Here is a 22,936-nt window from a genome sequence, read left to right on the forward strand (position 1 = left end):
TTCTGCCTCCACGGCGTCCGACGGAGGCGTTTCGTGCATGCCCGCTTCGAAAGTCCGCTGGAATTGGCCGTTTCGAACTACGGACCGTGCCGTTCCGGGCTAATTCCCGTTCCCCCGTTGCCACTTGGCGGGCTACTTCCGCCCGCTCGTGTCCGCTCCTGTCCGCTGCGGCCTGCCGCCCGCCGTTGCCGCCCGCCGTCGTCGCCCGCCGCCGCCGTGAGCCCGCTCAGCCCAGCGGCTTGTCCAGCACCGCCTTGCGGTGGCTGAACGTCTCGATGGAGTAGCGCCCGTGGTAGTTGCCCATCCCGCTCTCGCCTACGCCGCCGAACGGCAGGTCGGAGACGGTGAGATGGGCGAGGGGCAGCCCGTAGCCGAGGCCGCCGGAGGAGGTTTCGGCGGCGATGCGGCCGCGGGTGTCCTCGGAGCCGGTGAAGACGTACAGGGCGAGGGGCTTGTCGCGGTCGTTGATGAAGGCGATCGCCTCGTCCAGACCGTCGACGGTCACGATCGGCAGGATCGGGCCGAAGATCTCCTCGCGCATGACCGGCGACTTGGGGTCGACGTCGGCGAGCACGGTCGGCGCGATGTACCTGTCCGTACGGTCGTTGCCGCCGCCTACGACGATGCGGCCGGAGCCGAGCAGGCCGGCGAGCCGGTCGAAGTGGCGTTCGTTGATGATGCGACCGTACTCGGCGGAGGTCTGCGGGTCGGTCCCGTAGGCCGCCTCGACCGAGCGGGTCAGCAGGGGTTCGAGGGCGGCCGCCGTCTCCGGGTCGGTGAGGACGTAGTCGGGGGCGACGCAGGTCTGCCCCGCGTTGAGGAACTTCCCGCGGGCCAACCGGTCGGCGACGACGGTGAGATCGGCGTCCCGGTCGACGAACGCCGGGGACTTGCCGCCGAGTTCGAGGGTGACCGGGGTGAGGTGCTCGGCGGCGGCGCGCAGGACGATACGGCCCACGGCTCCGTTGCCGGTGTAGAAGATGTGGTCGAAGCGCTCGGCCAGCAGGGCGGTGGTCTCCGGGACGCCGCCCTCGACGACGGCGACGGCGTCGGTGTCGAGGTGGGCCGGCAGCAGACGGGCCAGGGCGGCGGAGGTGGCGGGCGCCAGCTCGCTGGGCTTGACGACCACCGCGTTGCCGGCCGCGAGGGCGCCGACCAGCGGCGCGAGCAGCAGCTGGGCGGGGTAGTTCCAGGGCGCGATGACGAGGACGACGCCGAGCGGGTCGTACTGCGTCCAGGCGGTGGCGTCGGCTCCGAGGTGGGCCGGGACGGGGGCGGACTCGGGGCGCAGCCACTCCTGGAGGTGATCGAGGGTGTGGTCGATCTCCCGGACCGTGAAGTCGATCTCGGTGCGGTATGCCTCGGTGGAGCTCTTGCCCAGGTCGGCGTGGAGGGCGGCGGCCAGGTCGGCGCCCTGCTCCGTGAGCAGCGCGCGCAGCCGACGCAGCTGGTCGGTGCGCCAGGCGAGGGGCTTGGTGCGGCCGGTGCGGAACGTGCGGCGCAGTCGGGCGACGACGTCGGCGGGCTGTTCGGGGGTGGCGGCGGTGGTCACGGTGCCTCGCTGGGGTGCGCGGGCCTTGCGGCCCTGGGTTCTCGGGGCGAGCGATCGGCTCGGTGTATATGCCAACCATTCATGTACCAAAATACATTCCCGAGGCGGCGACCACTCTCACTCGGCCCGTCCACCGGCCCCGAGTTCGTGTCCGCGCCGGTCGAGGAAGGCGCGTTCCGCCGGGCTCTCGCTCAGCGCGAGGGCCGCCTCGTAGGCGTGGGCGGCCTCGGTGCGGCGGCCGAGGCGGCGCAGCAGATCGGCGCGGACGGCGTGCCAGACGTGGTAGCCGTCGAGGTCCAGCGCGTCGACGAGCTCGAGGGCCCGGCACGGTCCCTCCGTCTCGGCCACGGCGACCGCCCGGTTCAGGGCCACGACCGGGCTCGGGGCGAGTTGCATGAGCTGGTCGTACAGGCGCAGGATCTGCCGCCAGTCGGTGGCGTCGGCGGTCGGCGCGTCGCTGTGGACGGCCTGGACGGCGGCCTGGATCTGATACGGCCCGGGGCGGTTGCGGCGCAGGCAGCGGCGGACGAGCGACTGCCCCTCGGCGATCAGCTCCCGATCCCACCGCCCGCGGTCCTGCTCGGGCAGCGGTACGAGCGTGCCGTCGGCGTCCACGCGTACCGTCCGGCGGGACTCGACGAGCAGCATCAGCGCCAGCAGGCCGACGGCCTCGGGCTCGTCCGGCATCAACTCGACGAGGAGCCGCCCGAGCCGTACGGCTTCCGCACACAGGCCGTCGTCACCCTCGTACCCCTGGTTGAAGATCAGGTAGACGACGGCGAGCACCCCCTTGAGACGGTCGGGCAGATCGGCGTCGCGCGGCACGCGGTACGGGATGCGGGCGTCCCGGATCTTCGCCTTGGCGCGGACCAGGCGCTGGGCCATGGTCGACTCGGGGACGAGGAAGGCGCGGGCGATCTGTGCGGTGTCGAGTCCGCCGAGGAGGCGCAGGGTGAGGGCGACCTGCGCCTGCGCGGCGAGCGCGGGGTGGCAGCAGGTGAAGATCAGGCGGAGCCGGTCGTCGCGCACGGGGCCCTCCTCCACGGGCGGATCGGCGGCGTACAGCAGGGCGGCCTCGGCGTGCCGGGCGTCCCGGGTGGACTCACGGCGCAGCCGGTCGACGGCCCGGTTGCGGGCGGTGGTGATGATCCAGCCGGCCGGGCTCGGCGGCACACCGGTCTGCGGCCAGCTCACCACAGCCGTGGTGAAGGCGTCCTGGACCGCTTCCTCGGCGAGGTCGATGTCGCCGAGGAAGCGGACGAGGACCGCGACGGCGCGGCCGTACTCCGCGCGGAAGACGGCCTCGACGTCGACGGGGTCGCTCATCACGGCGCGTCCGGCTTCAGTGCGTGTCCACGAACGGGCGGACCTCGACGGGGAGGGTGATGGCGAGGGCGGCCTTCCTGCCCCATTCCAGAGCCTCGTCCAGGTCGGCGGCCCGGATCACGGACAGGCCTCCCAGGTACTCCTTTCCCTCGGCGTACGGCCCGTCGGTGACGAGCACGTCGCCGTCCTTGGGGCGCAGCACGGTGGCCGTCTCCGGTCCGTGCAGACCACCGGCGAAGACCCACGCCCCGGCGGCCCGCAGTTCGTCGTTGTGGGCCTCCACGCGGCGCATGATCTCGGCCATCTCGTCGGGGGCGGGCGGCTGACCGCCGGTCGGCTGGACCACGCTGAGCAGGTAGTACTGCATGACGTCCTCCTTGGCTTCGTACCGTTCTCTCACCTCCTACACGAACGGCGGTCCCCCGGATCGACACCCCACACCGCGAAACGGGAAAGAATCTTCCCCATGACCACACCGCACCCCCTCGTCGCCCGCGCCCGCGGCCTCGCCGACGACCTCCTCGCGCCGCACGCGGAACAGGTCGACCAGGGGGCGGTACCGGTCGGCCATCTGACGGAGATCAGGCGCTCGGGTCTGCTCGGGCTGAACGCGCCGACGGAGTACGGCGGGGCCGCGGCACCCGGCGCTGTCGTGCGCGAGACGGCGGAGATCCTGTCCGGGGCGTGCTGTTCGACGTGGTTCGTGCAGACGCAGCACCACACTCCGGTGCTCACCCTGGCCAGGAGCGAGGGTCCGGTGCGCGAGCGCCTGCTGGGCCGACTGGCGACCGGTGAACTGCTGTCCGGGGTGGCGTACGCGCACCTGCGGGCCTACCCACGCGTCCCCGTCCGGGTCACCCGGGAGCGGGGCGGCTGGCGGTTCGACGGCACCGTCCCCTGGTACACGGGGTGGGGCCTGAACGACGTGATGCTCCTCGCCGGGGTCACCGACACCGACGACGCCCTGTTCGCCTTCACGCGGGCGCGGGAGCAGCCGGGGCTCCGGGCGTCGGCCCCGATGCGCCTGGCCGCCCTCACCGCGGCCCGCACGGTCTCCCTGGAGCTGAACGGCCTCTGGCTCCCGGAGGAGGCGGTGGCCCTACGCACCCCGCACGAGCGCTGGACGGCGACGGACCGTCTCAAAACGGTGAACGCCAACCCCGCGGTCTTCGGCATCACGGAGGCGGCCCTGACCCTCCTGGACGAGGACACAGCGCCCCCGCTGCGCGCCCGCCTCACGGACGTGCGCCGCCGCGCCTACGACCTGGCCGACGACGCGGCACCCCACGAACACCTGACGGAACGCCTGGCCCTCAGGACACAGGCCTACGAGGTGATGCAGGCGGCGACCACCGCCGCGGTGGTGACGGGCGGCGGCCGCTCCATGCTCCTGACGCACAAGGCCCAACGCCTGGCAAGGGAATCGCTGTTCCTCCTGGTCCAGGCCCAGACCCAGGAGTCACGGCGGGCACATCTGAACGCCCTGGCCGTCGGCCTCCAGGGCCCTCTAGGGCAACCCTAGGAGCGAGCGGGGTGCCGCCACAGGCCCAGTGCAGCGAGCCGCGGCAGCACTCCCTCCCCGAACCAGTAGGCCTCCTCAAGGTGCGGATACCCGGACAGCACGAACTCCGAAATCCCCAGCGCCGCATACTCCTTGATCCGCTCGGCCACCTCCTCGTGGCTCCCCACCAGCGCGGTCCCCGCCCCACCCCGCACCAGCCCGATCCCGGCCCACAGGTTGGGATGGATCTCCAGCCCGTCCCGGCCCCCGCCATGCAGCGCGAGCATCCGCTGCTGCCCCTCGGACTCACTGCGCGCCAGCCCGGCCTGGACGGACCGCACGGTCTCGGCGTCGAACCCGGCGAGCAGCCGGTCCGCCTCCGCCCAGGCCTCCTGCGAGGTGTCGCGGGTGATGACGTGCAGCCGGATCCCGAACCGCAGGGTCCGCCCCTGCTTCGCCGCGAGCCCCCGGATCCAGGCGATCTTCTCGGCGACCTGCGCAGGCGGCTCGCCCCAGGTGAGGTAGACGTCGACGTGCTGCGCGGCCACCTCACCGGCGATCGGCGAGGACCCCCCGAAGTACACCTCGGGCACCGGGTCCGGCACCCGCGCCAGCTTCGCGTCCTCCACCCGGAGGTGCTCGCCCTTCAGGTCGACGGTCTTGCCCTCCCACAACTCCCTTACGATCTCCAGGAATTCACCGGTACGGCGATAGCGGTCGTCCTTGTCCAGGAAGTCGCCGTAGGCCCGCTGCTCGTGGCTCTCGCCGCCGGTGACCACATTGAGCAGGAGCCGTCCGCCGGTCTGCCGCTGGAAGGTGGACGCCATCTGCGCGGCGAGTGTCGGTGAGACGAAGCCGGGCCGGAACGCGACCAGGAACTTCAGCCGCTCGGTGTGCTGGCTGACCATGGCGGTCGTCAGCCACGCGTCCTCGCACCAGGCTCCGGTCGGGGTGAGCGCGCCCACGAAGCCGAGGTCCTCCGCGGCGCGGGCGATCTGGCTCAGATAGGCGACCGTCGGCGGCCGGTCCCGTCCGGAGGCGGTGGCGGGGGTGCCGTGGCCGCCGCCGACCACATGGCGGCTGTCGCCGTTGGTGGGGAGGAACCAGTGGAAGACGAGGGACATGTGGGGGTCTCCGATCGGAAGGTGGAGCAGGCCGCGGCACGGCGGCGATCTCGCCGGTGACGGTGCGGAATGTTTTCGGGCACGCCGAATTCAAGGGGTGCGCGGGGCCGGGGGACGTTGCGTCGCGACGGGGCGCCGACGCGGTGAATTCAGGCGGGGAAAGCGAAGAGCGCGGCGGATCGCGGGGAGGGGATCAGGACGCGGCGCAACAGGAGGCGCTGGAGACCCGCGCGAGGTCGACATGGCGTCGCCGCGTGAGGTCCAGTCGCATCGTCATGCGATCGATCGTGGCAGCCGTCGGTGACGGCAGTCAAGCAAAACCCAACCGGTCTCGCATCGCGAACCGTTGCAACGGCATCTGAAGCGCGAGCTCGGGGCGGAGTTGCCGGCGCGCAGGCGAACTGGCGCCACGTCGAGCGCCTCGGGCCGGGACCTACTGCCGCACCTCATCGGGGTGTTGGCCACGGTGGACCTGCCGCCCACGGCGGCAGGCGAGCAGCACCGGGGCGGTCGGACGGTGCGGGTCCGGGCGGGATCCTGCCCCCGGCCAGGTCAGTCCTCGTCGGATGCCGGGACCACGACGAGGAACGCGTCCGACTTCAGGTCCATGACGACGGTCGCGGGCTCCCCCTCCGCCCTCCGACGCGCCGCATACTCCTCCGCCGGCCACGATCCGCGCGGAGCTCCCGCTGGAAACCGCTCCAACACCTTCGCGCGCATAGCGGCAGACACCTCCATCGGTCGGACACCTGTCGTCGGAAGTGCGCCTGCCCCGGATCGGCGCGATCATGTGCGAAGCCCCGGAGCCCGGAGCGGAGCGTCGGAGCCCCGCGCCCCGCGCCCCGAAGTCCCGGAAGCGCGCCCATCGCCGTCGCGCGGGTCTCGGTACATCCGGCGCGCGCCGATGAAGTGGCCCGACCCGACCCCGTGCATCGCGCGGGCTCGGGAGGGCTTAGGTTCGAAGACGCGGTACTTCGTACAACACCCGTACGCCACACCCCTCACACACCGGGAGCACCCCCATGGCCAAGATCCTCTTCGTGATGACCGGCGCCGACCACTGGACGCTCGCCGACGGCACCCAGCACCCCACCGGCTTCTGGGCCGAGGAGGCCGTCGCGCCCTACGAGGCGTTCCGCGCGGCCGGTCACGAGATCGTCGTCGCCACACCCGGCGGTGTCGTCCCCACGGTCGACAAGGGCAGCCTCGCCGCCGAGGTCAACGGCGGGCAGGAGGGCGCCGACCGGATCGCCGCCACGCTCGCCGCCATGACCGAGCTGCAGCAGCCGATCCCCCTGGAGGACGTGGATCTCGGCGACTACGCGGCCGTCTTCTACCCCGGCGGGCACGGCCCGATGGAGGACCTGGCCGTCGACGCGGTCTCCGGCCGCCTTCTGATCGACGCGCTCGCGTCGGGCAGGCCCCTGGGCGTCGTCTGCCTGCCCCGGCCGCGCTCCTGGCGGCCGTGCGGGAGGACGGCGCCAACGCCTTCGCGGGCTACCGGATCGCCGCCTTCACCAACGCCGAGGAGATCCAGGCCGGTTTCGGCGAGAAGGCCAAGTGGCTGCTCCAGGACCGGCTGACCGAGGCGGGCGTGGACGTCGAGGTCGGCGAGCCGTGGGTGCCCAAGGTGGTCCTGGACCGCAACCTGGTCACCGGCCAGAACCCGGCCTCCTCCGCCCCGCTCGCCGTCGAACTGCTCAAGAAGCTGGGCTGACGCCTCCGACCACTACACATAAGGGCTGAATAAGGGCAGAATGAACTTGCGCGGCGCTTACCGCACACCGCACCAGACGCGGTCAGGCCAGCCAAGTCAAAGGAGACGAGTCATGGCCAACGTCTCGCCCGGCAGAAGTGACATATCGACCCACCCCGACGTATCCGAGATGCAGGCACGCTACGACCGGATGCTCGGTGGCCGTGATGTGGCGCTCGTCGACGGACCGGTGTTCCTGCTCGGTCTGTACTGCGCCGTATCCCCGTGGATACTCCACTACACCGCCAGCCAGCCGGCACTCGTGACCCACAACCTGATCGTCGGCATCGCGATCGGCCTGCTGGCCCTCGGGTTCACCGCGGCTCCCGCCCGCATGTACGGCCTGAGCTGGGCCATGTGCGCGCTGGGCGTGTGGATGATCATCGCACCGTGGGTCGTGGGCTCCAGCCCGGACGCCGGTGTCGCAGTGAACAACATCATCATCGGCGCTCTGGCAGTGATCCTGGGGGCGATGTGCGCCTTCACGGCGGCGAGGAGCGCCCCGAAGCCGTAGAGCCCACCACCCTGAACCCCACGACCAGGAAGGCGGCCCGGCCGGCCCGCACCCGCAGGCCGGCCGGGCCGCCTTCGCCGTTCAGTGTCCGGGCACCGACCACGGCTCCTGGGGCAGCGTCCTGCCGGTCTCCAGGAGCGACTTGAGGTTGGACAGCACCGCCGGCCAGCCGCCCGAGACGGCGGCGAGCTCACCCTCGTCGTTGAGGTCCTCGTGGGTGACGGTGAGACGGACGATGTCCGCGTGCGGCCGGATGTCGAAGGTGACCCGCGAGTGCCGGTCCGCTCGCCCCTCCTCGTCGGGCGAGGCCCAGGTGGTGACCAGCCGCGTCGGACGCTCGCTCTCGACGACCGTGCCGACGACGTCCGCGATCCCGGTGCCGTCCGTGCGCCGGTGTTCCCAGCGGGAGCCCGGCCGCCAGTCCGAGACATTGCTGTGCCCCCAGTAGGCCGCAGTCAGGTCGGCGTCGGTGAGCGCGTCCCAGACCTTCTCCGGGGTGCTGGCGATGTAGGTGACATAGACGAAGGTGGGCTTGTCGGTCATGGCTTCCTCGGCTCGTCGTTTGACGTCGGAGAGCACGCGCAGCCGCGGGCGCTCGAACCTGTCGATCCACCGCTCCTGGATCTCGTGGAGCGGGACCGGATTGAGGTAGTGCAGCTTCTCCCGGCCCCGCCGCACCGTGGCGACCAGGTGGGCGGCCTCCAGGACGGCCAGGTGCTGCGTCACGGACTGGCGGGTCATGTCGATGTGCTCGCACAGCTCGCCGAGCGTCTGGCCGCCGTGTTCGCGCAGCCGGCCCAGAAGCCGCCTACGCGTGTCGTCGGCCAGCGCCTTGAAGACCTTGTCCATGCCCGGGTCCGTCCCCGGGTCCTCTCCTGATCGCACACTCCACGTTATGCAGGCAATTACCTGCATGTCAATCGCTCGTCCTGACCACCCCTCGGGCCACGACAAGCGGGCGCCCCGCAGGACTCCTGCGGGGCGCCCGGACCGGCGTGACGCCGGGTGACGAGATCAGGTGACGTTGAGAGCGGTGTCGTCGATGACGAAGGACGTCTGGAGCTTGGAGCCCTCCGTGCCGGTGAACCTGAGCGTGACCGTCTGCCCTGCGTAGGCGCTCAGACTGAAGCTGCGCTGGGTGTAGCCGGCGGCCGCGTTGAGGTTGGAGTACGTGGCCAGGGTGCCCAGGACCGCGCCGGAGCTGTTGAGGACCTGCACCTGCAGCGTGTCGTAGGCGGTGCTGGTGGTGGTCTCCGCGGTGTCGATGTGCAGATAGAAACCGAGAGTCGCCGAGCAGCCGGACGGGATGGCCGCCGACTGGGAGAGGGTCTCGGTCCCGGCGGTGCCGTTGCCGCCCAGCCAGGCGTAGTAGGAGCCCGTACGGGCGGACTCGCCGGTGGAGTTGGTGATGACGCCGCTGGTGGCGCTCCAGGTGGTGGCGCCGGACTCGAAGCCGGTGTTGCCGAGCAACTGGGTGTCGGCGCAGTCGGTGCCTCCGCCTCCGCCCCCGCTGCCGGTGGCGCCGGAGAGCCACTCGGTGGCGTTCAGCGCGAGGGCGGCGTTGGTGGCGCCGGTGTTGTTCCAGCCGTCGTAGAGGGTGTTGCCGGACTGACCGGTGCCGTCGTCGATGGGCGAGCTGTCGCCCCAGAAGGCGACGCGGCCGCTGCCGAAGGTGCTGGTGGCGAAGAAGGCGCCGGTGTTCCCGGAGTAACCGCTGCGGTACAGCAGGCCCTTGACCGAGGAGTTGTCGCCGGGCTTGAGGGTGGCCGTGGTGCCGGAGGCGATCAGGCTCTTGGTGACCGTGCCGAAGGAGCCGTGCAGGACGGGGTCGGTGCTGTCGCTGATCGCGGCCGGGTAGCCGGAGCTGATGGAGAGGGAGTCGATGGAGAAGCCGAACGGGTCGGTGGAGTCGACACTGTTGTTGGTCATCAGGTCGTTGAGGATCTCGACCGCGTCCTCACCGTCGTTGTTGCGGTCGGCGCCGGTGTGGTCGGAGATCATGAACAGACCTCCGCCGTTCTTCACGAAGTTCATGATCGCCGTCTTCTCGGCGGCGGTGAACAGCGTGTTGGGCTCCGGCAGGACCAGGGTGTCGAAGTTCGACAGGTCGTTGGCCGACGAGCCGCCGTAGGTGAGGGCGCTCGTGGCGGTCCTCAGGCTGTAGTCGCCGGTCTTCTGCAGGGCGACGCCCCACGACGACAGCGCGCCGGTCCAGTCGGTCTCCGAGGACGGGGAGGAGTCCTGGGAGAGCGGGTCGGGCTTGCTGGTCGAGATGATCCAGTCGGCGTTGCCCGCCTCCTCCGCGTGGCCGTCGTCGAACAGGATGCGGTGGGGGGTGGCCGCCGCGGCGGGCGTGGCGGTGGTGCCGAGCTGAAGGGCGGCTCCGGTGACGAGCAGCCCGAGGCCGGCCAGGAAGGCGGTGACGTTGCGGCGGGATCTCTGTGATCCGAGCATCCGGCGAACCTCCGTGGGGATGGGGGGACACGAGGCGGGTGCGGGCGCCAATCTGCGCGCGTAGACCCCGCATCGAATGGTTCTACACGCGTGGAACGGTTGAAAGGTACATGGCATGACCGAGCGGTGAACATCAAAGCCCGGCAATGACGCGAGCAAGAAACGTCAACACTCGAGGGCTTCACTCCGAGCGCCGCCAAGCGGAACGGACTGCCCCACCGTGCAGCGGGCACAAGCACTGCATCGGGGTCCCACTCAGAAGCGGAGGGGCGGAGATGGAGATCGACGGCATCATCAGTGCCATCTTCATCGGCATCATCATCGGCGTACTGGGACGGCTCGTCGTCCCGGGCCGCCAACGCATCGGCGTGCTGTGGACGATCGCCGTCGGCATCGTGGCCGCGCTGATCGGTTCGGCGCTCGCCACGGGGCTCGGCGTGGACGACACCAAGGGCGTCGACTGGATCGAGTGGCTCATCCAGATCGGCCTCGCCGCGTTCGGCGTGGCGGCACTGGACCGGGCGAAGGCGCGGCGCTGACGGAGGGGCGACGCCGCCGGAGGCGACGCCCGTACCGCGTCTCCAGCGGCGTCAGCCCTGCTGCTTTTCCAGTCGGCGAGCCGGCTGCGGATGCCCCGTTCCAGGGCTTGCACGGAGCGACCGCTGGGCCAGCGCCCGAGCCGTCGCGCGGCGACGCCTCGACTACTCACACCCGGCTTCCCCACCGCCCCACCGGCCTACCGCGCGTACACGTAGGGCGTCGTCGTGCTCACTGGCGCGAAGCCGAGGCGCTGGAGGATGGGGCGGCTCTGGTCGGAGGCGTCGACCTGGAGGTAGCGGTAGCCGCGGTCGGCGGCGATGCGGGCGCGGTGGGCGATCAGCGCGCGGTAGATGCCGCGGCCCCGCCAGGCCTCGACGGTGCCGCCGCCCCAGAGGCCCGCGAAGCTCGTGCCGGGGATGAGTTCCATCCGCGCCGAGCTCACCGGCACGTCCCCGGCCATGGCGAGGAGGGCGACGATCGCGTCCGGGTCGGCGGCGAGGCGGGCGCGCATGAGGTCTCGCAGCCAGGAGCCGTCGCGGCCGAAGGCCTGCTCGTTCGCCACGACCATGAGCTCGACGCCCGCCCGGCCGGTGACGGGTTCGATGCGGACGCCCTCGGGCGGTTCGACGTCGACGAGCTGGCCACTCGTCTCGCCGATCATCAGGGTCTCCGTGGGATCGGCCGAGAAACCGGCCGCCGTGAGCCGTCGCCCGAGGTCGGCCGGACGGTCGTGCTCGTACAGCTTCCACTCGAACTCGTGGCCGAGCCCGGTGAAGTGGGCGACCTGTTCCGCGATCGCCGCGTCGGCGCCGGCGGAGTCCAGATCCGACCAGAGGACCCCGCTCCAGCCGCCCTCGCCGCCGATGTGCCGGACCACGCCCCCGGCCCGTTCGACGCGGGCGTCGAAGGTCTCGGGGCGCGCGCCTTCGCGCATCTCCCGGTCGTACAGGGCGAGTACCTCGGCATGATCCATACGCCCACTCCAGCATCCCGGCGCGCCCCTGACAAAGAAATTAGACGCCGTGGTGCGAACGGGGCGGTGGGGTGCGGCCGCAGGCCCCCTGCTCGGCGGGGGCCTGCGGACCTACCGGCGCGGGAGGCGCTCAGCGTTCCCTGCGCGGGCGGAACCTCCGGTAGAGGACCGCTCCGCCGAGCACCATCGCCGTACTGCCGGCCAGGGCGGGCAGGGTGGCGTCGGCTCCGGTGCGGGCCAGCGAGGACACGGCCTCGGGCGCCGCGGCCCGGGGGGCGAGGGCGGGGGTCTGCGGGACGGGGACGTGCCTCGGGCCCGGATGCTGCGGCTCGGAGGGCGGGTTGTGCCGGATCGGCGGCTGCGGCCCGGGCCCGTCGGGCTCGTTGGGCTCATTGGGCTCGACGGGCTGCGCGGGTTCCTCGCTGGAGGCGTTGACGGACTCGTTGCCGAACGCCGGGTTCGCGATGCCGACGACGTTCACGCTGTTGCCGCTCGCGTTCACCGGCAGGTGGACCGGCAACTGGACCCCGTTGCCGGAGACGACGCCCGGGGAGTCCTTCGTGCCGCCGTTGGCGATGGCGACGCCGTCCGAGGACGCGCCGGACGCGCCGGGAGCGGCGGCCTCGCCCTTGTTGACGCAGGTGTTGCCTGCTGCGGGGTTCAGCACGCCCACCACGTTCACCGTGTTCCCGCACAGGTTCACCGGGAGGTTCACCGGCAACTGCACACCGTTGCCGGAGATCAGCCCGGGCGAGCCGGCCATGGAGCCGTTCGCCGTGGAGTCGGCGTGTGCGGGCAGTGTCACAAGCATCGCGCCGGAGACTGCGGCGACGGCCATCACACCGGTTCGGGTAACCCGTCTCATGGGGTCCCTGCCTTCCAGACATGAATCGCGGGCACTCGCCCGCACCCGGTAGAACGGCGCCGAACCATCCGGGTTATGCCGAAACACCCTTTCACCCCATCGGGTGCCACCTTTGTCGAACTGGTGACAAACCGCCGCACGGGCCCGCCGTAGGGGCGCCGACGGGGCTCCCGGGCGGTGGGCCGGCCGCCCGCAGGCGCGTCGTCCTCGGGCCGCTTATCGTGATCGAGGGCGCCGTTCCCGGACCGCTGCGGGCGTCCCTGGAGGCACTGATGCTGGCCAAGCTGCCGAGGCGGCCCGGGCTGCGACACTGCGCGCTCGCCGCGACCGCCGCACTGACCCTGCTGGGGGCGGGCCTGCCGACGGCCGCCGCGAGCCGGAGCGACGACGGCGACGACCGTCCCGACCTGGCCCGGTTCTACGGCCAGAAGGTCACCTGGTCGGCGTGCGAGGGCGACGGCATGCCGAACGACCTGCAGTGCGCCAAGCTGACCGTCCCCCTCGACTACGCCCACCCCAGGGCCGGCGCGCTCGACCTCGCGCTCGCCCGTTACCGGGCCACGGGCAAGAAGCGCGGCTCGGTGGTGCTCAACTTCGGCGGCCCCGGCGGCGCGGGAGTCCCCGAACTCGCCTACAGCGGCAAGGATTTCATGGATCTGACCGACGGCTACGACGTGGTCACCTTCGACCCCCGGGGCGTCGGCCGCTCCTCCCCCGTGAGCTGCGGGGACGGCCAGGACAGCGCGCTGAACTCCCTGGACGAGGACTCGGCGCCCGCCGACCCAAGAGCCCTCCTCGCCCGGTTGAAACAGACCGCCGCCGACTGCGCGAAGCACTCCGGTCCGGTGCTGCCGCACATCGGCACCGTCGACGCGGCGCAGGACCTGGACGTGCTGCGCCGGGCGCTCGGCGACAAGAAGCTCAACTACCTCGGCTTCTCGTACGGCACCCGGCTCGGCTCGGTCTACGCCGCCCGGTTCCCCGACCGGGTGGGCCGGTTCGTCCTCGACGGCGTCGACACGCTGACCGAACCGCTGACGGAGCAGGGGATCGCGGGCGCCCGGGGGCAGCAGGTGGCCCTGGACGACTTCGTCGGCTGGTGCGTGAAGGACATCGCCTGCCCGTTCGGGCAGGATGCGCGGCTGGCCCGCGAGGAGGTCGTCCGGCTCGTGCGCTCGCTCGACGAGGATCCGGTGCCGACGGACTTCGGCGACGACTTCTCCGGCCAGGACCTGGTCGGCGCTCTCGGGCAGGGGCTGTACAGCAAGCAGCTGTGGCCGTTGCTGGAGCGGGCGCTGGCCCAGCTCGTCGAGAGCGGGGACGCCAGCGGGGTCATGGGGTTCGTGACCGGCGGTTTCGCCTTCCCGCTGCCGCTGCCCGTCCCGCTCCGGCTGCCCGACCCGCTCCGGGCTCCGGGCAGCCGCGTCGCACCCTCGCCCGGGGCGCTCGTCGACGAGGACGACGTCCCCCTCGACAACCTGCCGGCGGCGCTGATGGCGATCAACTGCGCGGACGACCCGGACCGGGCCACCGCCGAGCAGTTCACCGAGGACCTCGCACGGCTGCGCGCCGCCTACGACGACGCGTCACCGGTGTTCGGGCAGTACCGCCTCACCGAGGTCCTGATGTGCTACGGCCGCCCCAAGGGCACCGACTTCATCCGTGAGAAGGTGAAGGACCTCAGCACCCCGAAGATGCTCCTGGTCGGGACGCGCGGCGACCCCGCGACGCCGTACCGATGGACCGTGGAGACCGCGCAGCGGCTCGGGTCCCCGGCCGTGGTGCTCGACAACAAGGGCGAGGGCCACACCGGTTACGGCTCGTCCAAGTGCGTGCACCGCAAGGTCGACGACTTCCTGCTGTACGGCTCCCTGCCGCCCGACGGCAGCTCCTGCGGGCCCGACGAGGACGACGACTGAGTGCGCCGCTTCCTGCCGCTGCTGCTCGTAGCCCTCGTCGCTGTCGGGACGACGCTCGCCGCCGCCACCCTGTCGGTCCGCTGGTGGCTCGCGGCCGGGCCTGCGCTGGCGCTGACCTGCCTGGGCGGCCGGGACCTGCTGCAACGGCGCCGCACCGTGCTGCGCAACCACCCGCTGGTGGGGCGGCTGCGCCGTCCGGGAGAGCAGGCGCCACCGGGCGGCGCCCGGCCGGACGGGCAGGAGTTCCTGGTGCCGTCGCTGTGGCCGGTCGAGGCGACCGAGGAGGCGCCGGTGGTGCGGGTGGGCGGGCCCGACTGCGCCCAGCCGTACGACATGGCGCTGCTCAACGTGTCCGCGATGAGTTTCGGGGCGCTGTCGTCGCACGCGGTCCTCGCCCTCAACCGGGGTGCGGCACTGGGCCGTTTCGCGCAGGACACCGGGGAGGGCGGGCTGTCGGAGTACCACCTGCGCGGCGGCGGCGACCTCGTCTGGGAGATCGGGACGGGGTATTTCGGCTGCCGCGGCGCCGACGGGGGTTTCGACGTACGGGAGTTCGCGGACAAGGCGGCGCTGCCCGAGGTGAAGTGCGTGTCGCTGAAGCTGTCCCAGGGGGCGGCGCCGGGCGGCGGCGGGGTGCTGCCGGGGGTGAAGGTGAGCGCCGAGATCGCTCGGGAGCGGAAGGCGCAGGTGGGCGAGCCGGTGGTGTCGCCGCCCTGCCACCGGGTGTTCTCGACGCCCCGGGAACTGGTGCTGTTCCTGGCCCGGCTGCGGGAGTCGGCGGGCGGCAAGCCGATCGGGTTCAAGCTGTGCGTGGGGGCGCGGCGGGAGTTCCTCGCGGTGTGCAGGGCGATGGTGGTGGAGGGGGTGGCCCCCGACTTCGTGGTGGTGGACGGGTCGGAAGGCGGCACGGGGGCCGCGCCGACGGGGTTCGCGGGACGCCTCGGCATGCCGCTCACCGAGGGCTTGATCACCGTGCACAACGCGCTGGTCGGCGTCGGGCTGCGGGACCGGGTCCGGATCGGGGCGAGCGGCCGGGTGGCCACCGGCTTCGACATCGTCAGGCGCCTGGTCCAGGGCGCCGACTACACCAACGCGGCCCGCGCGATGATGCTCGCCGTCGGCTGCGTCCGGGCCGGGCGTTGCCACACCGGCGCCTGTCCGAGCGGCGTCGCCACGCAGGACCCGCTACGGGCACGCGCCCTGAACGTGGCCGTGCAGGCCGAGCAAGTCAGGCGCTATCAGCGGCAGACGGTGCGCGAGGCCGTCTCGGTCATGGCTGCGATGGGGGTATGCGAACCGGGCGAGCTCACCCCCGCCCACCTGGTCCGGCGAACGGGCCCCGGCACCGCGCGCTCGTACGCGGAGTTGTACGAGTGGCTCGCGCCGGGAGAACTGCTGGCCGGGCCCCCGCAGTCGTGGGCGGCGGACTGGAAGGAGGCCGACCCGGACAGTTTCCGGTAGCGCCGACGGCCAGGGGTATGGATCACGAGCGTGGGCGACACGAGGACGACACTCGTGATCAATGCACCTGGGCGGGCTTGACGCTCACGAAGGCGTCGATCGCCGCGGTCAGTTCGGCCGGCTTCTCGACGGGGAGTTCATGACCGGCGTCGAGGATGCGGACGACGGCGTCCGGATAGGCCTTGGCCATCCGCAGCATCTGCCGCACCGGGAGCTGGATGTCGTGGTAGCCGTGGATCATCAGCGTGGGGGCCTGGATCTCCCCGACCCGGTCCAGGACGTCGAAGGCCCGCATGGCGCCGTACAGCGTCATGACGACCTCGCGCGGGGTGTCCGCGGAGGCCTTGACGTAGGCGCGGATCTCGTCGCGGGGGTAGCCGGGGGCGAAGGCGCGCTGGATGTTGGCGGCGACGAACAGTTTGAAGGGGACGAGGGTGGAGGCCCCCATCAGCAGGCCGCGGCCCCTGCTGTACGTCATGCGGCCGATGGAGTTCACCAGCACCATGCGCTCCACGCGCCGGGGGTGTGAGAGCGCGACGGTCTGCGAGATCATCCCGCCCATCGAGTGGCCGACGAGCACGAACCGCTCGATCTCCAGGTGGTCGAGGAGAGCGAGGAGGTCCTTCGCCAGTTCCGCGACGGTCTTCACGCCCGCCCCGCTGCTCTCGCCGTGGCCGCGCAGGTCGAAGCGGATCACCCGGCGCTTCTCGGCGAAGTGCGCCACCTGGTGGTCCCAGCGGTGCCGGTTCGCCGTCCAGCCGTGCACGAACACCAGGGGCACGCCGTCGCCGTCGCGCGGGCCCTCGTCGTCGTACGTCAGTGCTGCGCCGTCGACATCGAGCTGCGGCATGGGTGCCTCCTGCGGTGCGATCCCGGTTACTGACGCGTACGGTAACGGGCCGCCGGGTCCGCCGTCACGGTCGTCCGCCGTCGGCCCTGGGAGGAACCGGGAAATGCCCGACGGACGATTCGGACCTATCGTGCTGTTATGGAGAACGCACTCAGCCCCGCGACCCTCTCCGAACTGCGCCGCCCGCGGCCCTATCCCGCGGTGTCCGTGCTGACGCCGACCCACCGCCGGGAACCCGAGAACACCCAGGACCGGGTCCGGTTGCGCAATGTCGTGGCCGAGGCGAAGAAGCAGCTGGAGACCGACCCGGCGGTCACCCGGGAGCGGCGCGCCGACGTCGCCGACCAGCTCGACCGGGCCCTCGCCGAGGTCGACCTGGCGCACACCGACGACGGCCTGGTCATCTACGCCGCGCCGGGCGAGCACCAGGTGTGGTCCCTGGCCCGCGCCGTCCCCGAGCGGGTCGTGCTCTCCGACACCTTCCTGACCCGCAATCTGGTCTCCGCGCAGGCCGCCGAACGGCCGTTCTGGGTGCTGTCGGTCTCCGCCGACCGCGTGACGTTGTGGAACGGCGGCGCCGACCGGGTCACCGAGGAGCACACCGGCGGCTTCCCGCTCATCAGGAACCGGGAGAACTTCGACGCGGAGCGCCAGGAGCGGATCGGCGACCTGCCCAGCACCTTCCGCGACGAGGACACCCGTCACTTCCTGCGCGAAGCCGACACCGCCGTGGGCAGGCTGCTGCGCGAGGAGCCGCGGCCGTTGTACGTCACCGGCGAGCAGGCGGCGCTGTCCTGCATCGACGAGGTGGGCGGAGTCACCCGGGACGCGGTGCACGTCCGGCACGGCGGACTGTCCCACGGCACGCCCGACGCCGTCTGGCAGGCGGTGCGTCCGCTGCACGACGCGGAGGCGCGCCGGGACACCGCGGCGCTGGCCAGGGTGCTCGACTCCGCCCGCGGTCACCGCATGTTCGCGGCCGGCGTCGACGAGCTCTGGCAGAACGCCCGGGAGGGCCGGGTACGGCTGCTGGCGGTCGAGGAGAACTACCAGGTGACGGTGCGCGACGACGGCGCCCATCTGGTCCCGGCCGAGAGCGGCGACCTGGACGCCCGCGAGGACATCGTGGACGAGATCGTCGAACAGTGCCTGGAGACGGGCGCCGACGTGCGCTTCGTACCGGACGGCGCGCTGGGCGACGCCGCCGGGATCGCGGCCGTACTGCGCTACTGAACCGCTCCCCTCCCCCGCGTACGCTACGGCGTGATCGTCGACCGGGAGGGAGAGCGCTCGTGGGTGACCTGCTGGGCGTGGCCGTACTGGGTGCCGGCCACATGGGTGCCGACCACATACGCCGCCTCGATCGGGTGGTGAGCGGAGCAAGGGTCGCCGCCGTGGCCGATCCCGACGCCTCACGGGCGAAGGAGGCCGCGGCCGGGGTCGAGGGGGCGACGGTCCACACGGAGGCGGCAGCCGCGCTCGACGCTCCCGGAGTGGAGGCCGTGCTGATCGCCTCGCCAGGTCCCGCGCACGAGGAGGCACTGCTCGAGGCATTCGCCCGCGGGCTTCCGGTGCTGTGCGAGAAGCCGATGGTGCCGGATTCCGCCGGGGCGCTGCGGGTGCTGGAGGCGGAGGCCGGGCTGGGGCGGCGGCTGGCGCAGATCGGGTTCATGCGGCGCTACGACGCCGAGTACCGCAGGCTCAAGGCCCTGCTGGACGAGGGCCGGCTCGGGCGGCCGCTGATGCTGCACTGCGTCCACCGCAACGTCTCCTCGCCGCCCGACTTCACCAGCACGATGCTGATCGACAGCTCGGTGTCGCACGAGATCGACGCAGCCCGCTGGCTGCTCGGACAGGAGCTGACCTCGGTCACCGTGCTGCACCCGCGGCCTTCGTCCGGTGCCCCGCGGGGCCTGCTCGACCCCCAATTCGTGGTCTTCGAGACCGCGCAGGGCGCGCTGGTCGACGTGGAGGTCTTCGTCAACTGCGGCTTCGGGTACCAGGTGCGCTGCGAGGCGGTGTGCGAGGCGGGCAGCGCGCGCGTCGGCGACGACCACGGGATGCTCGTCACCACGCGGGGCGCCGCCGGTGCGGACGTGCCCCAGGACTACCTGGTGCGGTTCGCGGACGCCTACGACCGCGAGGTGCAGGCATGGGTCGACGCCACCCGGCGGGGCCGGGTCACGGGGCCGACCGCCTGGGACGGCTACGCGGCCTCCGTCGTCGCCGAGGCCGGGGTCCGGGCGCTGGAGGTCGGCGCGCGCGTCCCCGTCGAACTCGCCCCGCGCCCCGGCCTGTACGCCGGGGGCGGTCGCTGACACCGGGCGGGACTCAGACGTTGCCGAGCAGGGCCTGCAGGCCCTGGTCGACCGCGGCGTCGACGTCCTCCTGGCCTGCCGCGACCACGGCGTAGCTGCGCAACAGGAACCGGCGCAGGGCGCCGGTGTCGAACTGGAGCAGGGCCAGTCCGAGCGGGGAGTGGAACTCCATCACCGTACGGGCCCGCCCGCAGGGCCAGATGTGCACATCACCGCTGCCCGCCGGACCGCTCACGCCCTGCTCCAGCAGAGCCCGGCCGAAGGTCCAGGTGACCGCCTCGCCCGCCAGCGACACCTCCGGCGGGAAGTCGACGTGCACCGCGAACGGGTCGATGGAGTCGTAGCGGAGCGTGGCGGGCACGGGCAGCTCCTGGTCCTCCGCGGTGATCAAGCGGGCGCGGACGGGTTGTTCAAGAGTGATGTCCATGCATGTACGACCTCGCAGAGGCCCTTCGCATTACGGGAAAGCGGTCTCCAATTCTTGTGACCTGCATCACAGGTGCCGCACCCTGGAACATCAGGGCGCCGAACATGCGTCCGACGGTCATCTCGACCCCCTCACCCGTCCCTCAAGTCACGTACACCACCTACGACTTGACCCCTCCGCACGAGGCGTCAACCGCACCCCCCCACCCCACCGCAAAGACTCTGGCATATGCCAGAAGCACCACCGAATCGTGTGTTGCCAAATCCCTTACACGCCGTCGCGGGCTGTGCAACAGTCGTAACGGCCCCTGTGCCAGCTTTCGTCGTACCGTTTCCGCATCGGAGTGCTTCATGCCGTCCCATGTCTCTGCGGACCGCTCAGCCGCCCAGCCGCCAGGGCGTGGCCCGGTCGACGCGCTGATCACGCAGACAAGGCGACTCAAGGGCGACATGGACGCCGTACGGCAGGACACACAGGGCGACGCGGCGGACCCGCAGGGGCGCTGGCAGCGCGCGCTCTACGACCTGGCGCTGCACCAACTCAACGACCTCGACGCGCACTTGGCCCAGCTGCGGGACGGCCCGCCGCCGGTGCCGGCCGCCGAGCCCGGGTCCGCCGCACCGGCGCTCTCCCGGCGCGAGGCGCTGCTCAGCCGGGTCGGCAGCGCCGAGTGGAACCTGCTGACGGACGACGCCGTCTGGTCCGAGGAGCTCTACCGGATCCTCGGCCGCGACCTCACCGCTCCCCCGCTCACCCTCGACGAACTGCCCTCGCTCGTCCTCGAGGAGGACCGGCCCAAACTCACCGCGATGGTCACGGACTGTCTGGTCGACGCCAGGCCCATCGACGGGGAGTTCCGCGTCGTCCGCCCGGGCGGCGAGGTCCGGACCGTGCACATGATGGGCGAACCCGTGCTCGACGGCGAGGGCGCCACCGCCTCGATGTGGGCCGTCCTGAGGGACGTCAGCGAACTGCGCCGCAGCCAGCGGGCGGTGCGCGAGAGCCGCGTGTCGCTCCAGCAGCAGCGACACCGCGCCCAGACCGAGCATCGGCTCGCGGTCGAACTGCAGGAGGCCGTGCTGCCACCGTGGCGTGACTCCCTGCGCCTCCCGAGCCAGGGCCCCCGCTCCCTCGACATCGCCGCCCACTACGTGCCCGCCGCGACGACCTCGCTCATCGGCGGCGACTGGTACGACGCGCTCGAACTCTCCAACGGCCAGACGCTGCTCGGCGTCGGCGATCTCACCGGACACGGCCCGGCCGTCGCCTCGAACACGGCGATGCTGCTCGGCGCCCTGCGCGGCATGGCCATGGCGGGCACCGAGCCGGCCCAACTGATGTCCTGGCTCAACCAGTTACTGGACGCCACCGACCAGCCGGCCCTGGGCAGCGCCGTCTGCTGCCGCTACCAGCCGGACACCCGCACCCTGATGTGGGCCCAGGCCGGACACCCCGCCCCGCTGCTGTTCCGCGACGGGACGGGGCACCGCCTCACCTCGCCGGAGGGCGTCCTCCTCGGAGCCACCTCACGCGCCGCCTACGGGCAGGCCGAGGCGACCCTCGAAGAAGGTGACCTGCTCGTGCTGCACACCGACGGACTGGCCCCCGCCGCCCGTCTCCTCGACCTCGCCCCCCGCCTGGACGGGACGCGCACCGCACACGACTGCGTACGACTGATCGTGGAGGAGTGCGGTGGGACCGCGCGCGAGGACGACGCCTGTGTACTCGTCGCCCGCGTCACCCGGTGACAACAGGTTCGTGTTCCACGCCGACTCGCTCACGCCTGGGTGCTGTTGGCGCCCCTGCCCCCCTTCTGCTTCGGCAGCGCCAGCCTGATCTCCTCGCGCAGCTCGCTGATGCCCGGGTAGTTGGCGTACTGCGCGGTGAGCCGGTACATCTGGCTCAGCCGGTCCCAGGTGCGCCGTGAGGAGTTCGACCCCATCGACACCAGGGCCAACCGCGCGAACCGGTCCGCCTGTTCGGGGTCGTCGGCGATGAAGCAGGCGGAGGCCATGGACAGATGGTCGAAGATCTTCGACCGCTCCCGCCCGTCGACGCGCAGCGCCAGGGCCTTCTCCGCGTAGTACTGGGCGTGCACGGCCGCCTGCGGCTCGAACTCGGCCAGCGTGCGGTAGGCCAGGGCCTGCATGCCGTACAGGTCCTCGTCCTTGAAGGTCTGCATCCAGGGCGGCGGTGTGACGTCGCCCTTGTCGGCGACGAAGAGGTCCTCCGCCCGGCCGAGGGTGCGGCGCATGGCCTGGCCCTTGCCCATGGACGCCTGCGCCCAGGCCTCGATGGTGTGGAACATCGCCCGGGTACGCGGCAGGACGTTGTCACCGGCGCCGGACTGGGCGAGCTTCATCAGGTCGAGCGCCTCGTCGGGCCGGCCGAGGTGCACCATCTGACGGGCCGCCCGGGAGAGCGCCTCGCCGGCCCGTGGCCGGTCGCCGCCCTCCCGCGCGGCATGCGCGGCGATGACGAAGTACTTCTGGGCCGTGGGCTCCAGGCCGACGTCGTGCGACATCCAGCCCGCGAGGACGGCGAGGTTGGCCGCGACCCCCCACAGACGTCGCTGGAGATGGGAGGGGTGGTGGTAGGCGAGGATGCCGCCGACCTCGTTGAGCTGGCCCACGACGGCCTTGCGTTGCAGGCCGCCCCCGCGGGCCGCGTCCCAGGCCCGGAACACTTCGACCGAGCGTTCCAGTTCGTCGACCTCCTCCGTTCCGATGGGGGCGGCCTCGTAGCGGTCGAAGCCGGCGGGGTCGGCATGGTGGAGGAGGGGGTGGTCGATGACGGGAGCGTCGGCGGAGAGGGTCGGGTCGGTGTGCAGCCATTCGTACATGGCGCTGCTGAGTGCGGATCCCGTCGTGAGCGCGACACCTGCGCTCACCAAGCCGCGTCGGTTGAGCATGAGGTCCATTCCCGTGAATTCGGTGAGGACCGCAGCAGTCCGTCCGGGCGCCCACGGCACACCGTCGGGATGTTCCACACTCCCGCCGCCGGGCCGTTTCCCTGTACGCCCGTGCCGGACCAGACCGAGGTCCTCGATGGTCACGACACGGCCGAGACGCTCGGTGAACAGAGCCGCCAGCACCCGCGGCACCGGATCGCGCGGGATCTCTCCCATGTCGATCCACCGCCGCACCCGGGAGGTGTCGGTCGACAGCTGGGGGTGGCCCATGGCCGCCGCCTGCCGGTTGACCAGCCTCGCGAGTTCACCCTTGGACCAGCCGGCCAGGCCGAACAGATCCGAGAGACGGGTGTTGGGTTGTCCGCTCACGTCAAGCCCCCAGGTTCTCGGCTGAGTTGACAGTAGCCCCGGGAAAGTTGCCGGGGGACTATTCGCCAGGGTTTCG

Annotated in this window: 21 protein-coding genes and 1 pseudogene; 9 read left to right on the forward strand and 13 right to left on the reverse strand. The window is 71.8% G+C overall.

Annotated features, from left to right (window positions below; all coding sequences use genetic code 11):
* Positions 1-226: 226 nt before the first annotated feature.
* The 3 genes from B5557_RS03275 to B5557_RS03285 form a co-directional block, all read right to left on the reverse strand.
* On the reverse strand, positions 227-1,552 hold the full coding sequence (locus B5557_RS03275; RefSeq protein ID WP_079657677.1) for an aldehyde dehydrogenase family protein: 1,326 nt from the start codon (positions 1,550-1,552) through the stop codon (positions 227-229).
* Between the two features lie 117 nt (positions 1,553-1,669).
* Positions 1,670-2,878: an RNA polymerase sigma factor gene (locus tag B5557_RS03280; RefSeq protein WP_079657678.1), complete on the reverse strand. Its 1,209-nt coding sequence runs from the start codon at positions 2,876-2,878 to the stop codon at positions 1,670-1,672.
* Positions 2,879-2,894: 16 nt separating this feature from the next.
* Positions 2,895-3,245 (reverse strand): YciI family protein, encoded by a 351-nt coding sequence (locus B5557_RS03285; RefSeq protein WP_079657679.1) that lies wholly within the window; start codon positions 3,243-3,245, stop codon positions 2,895-2,897.
* Positions 3,246-3,344: 99 nt separating this feature from the next.
* Here B5557_RS03285 and B5557_RS03290 point away from each other — a divergent pair, with 99 nt between their 5' ends.
* Positions 3,345-4,400 carry an acyl-CoA dehydrogenase family protein gene (locus B5557_RS03290; protein ID WP_079657680.1) on the forward strand — a complete coding sequence of 352 codons (1,056 nt, stop codon included), beginning with the start codon at positions 3,345-3,347 and terminating at the stop codon, positions 4,398-4,400.
* Here the strand turns inward: B5557_RS03290 and B5557_RS03295 are convergent.
* From B5557_RS03295 to B5557_RS03300, 3 genes are all read right to left on the reverse strand, one after another.
* A complete protein-coding gene (locus tag B5557_RS03295; RefSeq protein WP_079657681.1) occupies positions 4,397-5,503 on the reverse strand; it encodes an LLM class flavin-dependent oxidoreductase in 1,107 nt (368 codons plus the stop codon). The two genes, B5557_RS03290 and B5557_RS03295, sit on opposite strands and share 4 nt — an antisense overlap.
* A 193-nt stretch (positions 5,504-5,696) precedes the next feature.
* Entirely contained in the window at positions 5,697-5,780 is an 84-nt protein-coding gene (locus B5557_RS46085) for a putative leader peptide (protein ID WP_361707062.1), read from the reverse strand.
* 275 nt (positions 5,781-6,055) lie between these two features.
* A complete protein-coding gene (locus B5557_RS03300) occupies positions 6,056-6,223 on the reverse strand; it encodes a hypothetical protein (protein ID WP_231976239.1) in 168 nt (55 codons plus the stop codon).
* 302 nt (positions 6,224-6,525) lie between these two features.
* Here B5557_RS03300 and B5557_RS03305 point away from each other — a divergent pair.
* A pseudogene (locus B5557_RS03305) lies at positions 6,526-7,220 on the forward strand (type 1 glutamine amidotransferase domain-containing protein).
* A 112-nt stretch (positions 7,221-7,332) separates the two neighbouring features.
* Positions 7,333-7,773, forward strand: coding sequence for an SPW repeat protein (locus tag B5557_RS03310; RefSeq protein ID WP_079657683.1), 441 nt, complete (start codon positions 7,333-7,335; stop codon positions 7,771-7,773).
* A gap of 81 nt (positions 7,774-7,854) precedes the next feature.
* Here B5557_RS03310 and B5557_RS03315 read toward each other — a convergent pair whose 3' ends face one another.
* Together B5557_RS03315 and B5557_RS03320 are read right to left on the reverse strand one after the other, a co-directional pair.
* Positions 7,855-8,622 (reverse strand): ArsR/SmtB family transcription factor, encoded by a 768-nt coding sequence (locus tag B5557_RS03315; protein WP_079657684.1) that lies wholly within the window; start codon positions 8,620-8,622, stop codon positions 7,855-7,857.
* Positions 8,623-8,787: 165 nt separating this feature from the next.
* Positions 8,788-10,227 (reverse strand): hydrolase, encoded by a 1,440-nt coding sequence (locus B5557_RS03320; RefSeq protein ID WP_079657685.1) that lies wholly within the window; start codon positions 10,225-10,227, stop codon positions 8,788-8,790.
* Positions 10,228-10,502: 275 nt separating this feature from the next.
* Between B5557_RS03320 and B5557_RS03325 the strand changes: the two genes are divergently transcribed.
* Complete coding sequence (locus B5557_RS03325) at positions 10,503-10,766, forward strand: GlsB/YeaQ/YmgE family stress response membrane protein (protein ID WP_079657686.1); 264 nt, start codon at positions 10,503-10,505, stop codon at positions 10,764-10,766.
* 197 nt (positions 10,767-10,963) lie between these two features.
* Here the strand turns inward: B5557_RS03325 and B5557_RS03330 are convergent, their stop codons facing one another.
* Complete coding sequence (locus B5557_RS03330; protein ID WP_079657687.1) at positions 10,964-11,740, reverse strand: GNAT family N-acetyltransferase; 777 nt, start codon at positions 11,738-11,740, stop codon at positions 10,964-10,966.
* A 130-nt stretch (positions 11,741-11,870) separates the two neighbouring features.
* On the reverse strand, positions 11,871-12,578 hold the full coding sequence (locus B5557_RS03335) for a chaplin (RefSeq protein ID WP_107472550.1): 708 nt from the start codon (positions 12,576-12,578) through the stop codon (positions 11,871-11,873).
* Positions 12,579-12,877: 299 nt separating this feature from the next.
* On the opposite strand from B5557_RS03335, the gene B5557_RS03340 reads away from it, so the two are divergent.
* A complete protein-coding gene (locus B5557_RS03340; RefSeq protein WP_079657689.1) occupies positions 12,878-14,524 on the forward strand; it encodes an alpha/beta hydrolase in 1,647 nt (548 codons plus the stop codon).
* Positions 14,525-15,985 carry an FMN-binding glutamate synthase family protein gene (locus B5557_RS03345; RefSeq protein ID WP_079657690.1) on the forward strand — a complete coding sequence of 487 codons (1,461 nt, stop codon included), beginning with the start codon at positions 14,525-14,527 and terminating at the stop codon, positions 15,983-15,985. It abuts the gene before it with no gap.
* Positions 15,986-16,043: 58 nt separating this feature from the next.
* Here the strand turns inward: B5557_RS03345 and B5557_RS03350 are convergent, their stop codons facing one another.
* The gene (locus tag B5557_RS03350; RefSeq protein WP_079657691.1) at positions 16,044-16,835 is read right to left on the reverse strand and encodes an alpha/beta fold hydrolase; all 792 of its coding nucleotides are present in this window, start codon (positions 16,833-16,835) and stop codon (positions 16,044-16,046) included.
* A 138-nt stretch (positions 16,836-16,973) separates the two neighbouring features.
* On the opposite strand from B5557_RS03350, the gene B5557_RS03355 reads away from it, so the two are divergent.
* Together B5557_RS03355 and B5557_RS03360 are read left to right on the forward strand one after the other, a co-directional pair.
* Positions 16,974-18,068, forward strand: a complete 1,095-nt coding sequence (locus tag B5557_RS03355) for a baeRF3 domain-containing protein (RefSeq protein ID WP_079657692.1) — start codon at positions 16,974-16,976, stop codon at positions 18,066-18,068.
* Between the two features lie 59 nt (positions 18,069-18,127).
* Positions 18,128-19,153, forward strand: a complete 1,026-nt coding sequence (locus B5557_RS03360; protein WP_079657693.1) for a Gfo/Idh/MocA family protein — start codon at positions 18,128-18,130, stop codon at positions 19,151-19,153.
* A gap of 13 nt (positions 19,154-19,166) precedes the next feature.
* On the opposite strand, the gene B5557_RS03365 is transcribed toward B5557_RS03360, so the two are convergent.
* Positions 19,167-19,580, reverse strand: coding sequence for an SsgA family sporulation/cell division regulator (locus B5557_RS03365; protein ID WP_079657694.1), 414 nt, complete (start codon positions 19,578-19,580; stop codon positions 19,167-19,169).
* A gap of 350 nt (positions 19,581-19,930) precedes the next feature.
* Between B5557_RS03365 and B5557_RS03370 the strand changes: the two genes are divergently transcribed.
* On the forward strand, positions 19,931-21,328 hold the full coding sequence (locus B5557_RS03370; protein ID WP_079657695.1) for a PP2C family protein-serine/threonine phosphatase: 1,398 nt from the start codon (positions 19,931-19,933) through the stop codon (positions 21,326-21,328).
* Between the two features lie 29 nt (positions 21,329-21,357).
* On the opposite strand, the gene B5557_RS03375 is transcribed toward B5557_RS03370, so the two are convergent.
* Positions 21,358-22,860 carry a DNA-binding protein NsdB gene (locus tag B5557_RS03375; protein WP_079657696.1) on the reverse strand — a complete coding sequence of 501 codons (1,503 nt, stop codon included), beginning with the start codon at positions 22,858-22,860 and terminating at the stop codon, positions 21,358-21,360.
* Positions 22,861-22,936 lie beyond the last annotated feature (76 nt).

This window comes from Streptomyces sp. 3214.6 (genome assembly GCF_900129855.1).
Lineage (GTDB): Bacteria > Actinomycetota > Actinomycetes > Streptomycetales > Streptomycetaceae > Streptomyces > Streptomyces soliscabiei.

What these genes read in the sequence shown, in the direction of transcription:
- B5557_RS03280 (WP_079657678.1), bottom strand. Translation starts at nt 2,878, where the DNA reads ATGAGCGACCCCGTCGACGTCGAGGCCGTCTTCCGCGCGGAGTACGGC.
- B5557_RS03285 (WP_079657679.1), bottom strand. Translation starts at nt 3,245, where the DNA reads ATGCAGTACTACCTGCTCAGCGTGGTCCAGCCGACCGGCGGTCAGCCG.
- B5557_RS03290 (WP_079657680.1), top strand. Translation starts at nt 3,345, where the DNA reads ATGACCACACCGCACCCCCTCGTCGCCCGCGCCCGCGGCCTCGCCGAC.
- B5557_RS03295 (WP_079657681.1), bottom strand. Translation starts at nt 5,503, where the DNA reads ATGTCCCTCGTCTTCCACTGGTTCCTCCCCACCAACGGCGACAGCCGC.
- B5557_RS46085 (WP_361707062.1), bottom strand. Translation starts at nt 5,780, where the DNA reads ATGACGATGCGACTGGACCTCACGCGGCGACGCCATGTCGACCTCGCG.
- B5557_RS03300 (WP_231976239.1), bottom strand. Translation starts at nt 6,223, where the DNA reads ATGCGCGCGAAGGTGTTGGAGCGGTTTCCAGCGGGAGCTCCGCGCGGA.
- B5557_RS03310 (WP_079657683.1), top strand. Translation starts at nt 7,333, where the DNA reads ATGGCCAACGTCTCGCCCGGCAGAAGTGACATATCGACCCACCCCGAC.
- B5557_RS03315 (WP_079657684.1), bottom strand. Translation starts at nt 8,622, where the DNA reads ATGGACAAGGTCTTCAAGGCGCTGGCCGACGACACGCGTAGGCGGCTT.
- B5557_RS03320 (WP_079657685.1), bottom strand. Translation starts at nt 10,227, where the DNA reads ATGCTCGGATCACAGAGATCCCGCCGCAACGTCACCGCCTTCCTGGCC.
- B5557_RS03325 (WP_079657686.1), top strand. Translation starts at nt 10,503, where the DNA reads ATGGAGATCGACGGCATCATCAGTGCCATCTTCATCGGCATCATCATC.
- B5557_RS03330 (WP_079657687.1), bottom strand. Translation starts at nt 11,740, where the DNA reads ATGGATCATGCCGAGGTACTCGCCCTGTACGACCGGGAGATGCGCGAA.
- B5557_RS03335 (WP_107472550.1), bottom strand. Translation starts at nt 12,578, where the DNA reads ATGGCCGTCGCCGCAGTCTCCGGCGCGATGCTTGTGACACTGCCCGCA.
- B5557_RS03340 (WP_079657689.1), top strand. Translation starts at nt 12,878, where the DNA reads ATGCTGGCCAAGCTGCCGAGGCGGCCCGGGCTGCGACACTGCGCGCTC.
- B5557_RS03350 (WP_079657691.1), bottom strand. Translation starts at nt 16,835, where the DNA reads ATGCCGCAGCTCGATGTCGACGGCGCAGCACTGACGTACGACGACGAG.
- B5557_RS03355 (WP_079657692.1), top strand. Translation starts at nt 16,974, where the DNA reads ATGGAGAACGCACTCAGCCCCGCGACCCTCTCCGAACTGCGCCGCCCG.
- B5557_RS03365 (WP_079657694.1), bottom strand. Translation starts at nt 19,580, where the DNA reads ATGGACATCACTCTTGAACAACCCGTCCGCGCCCGCTTGATCACCGCG.
- B5557_RS03370 (WP_079657695.1), top strand. Translation starts at nt 19,931, where the DNA reads ATGCCGTCCCATGTCTCTGCGGACCGCTCAGCCGCCCAGCCGCCAGGG.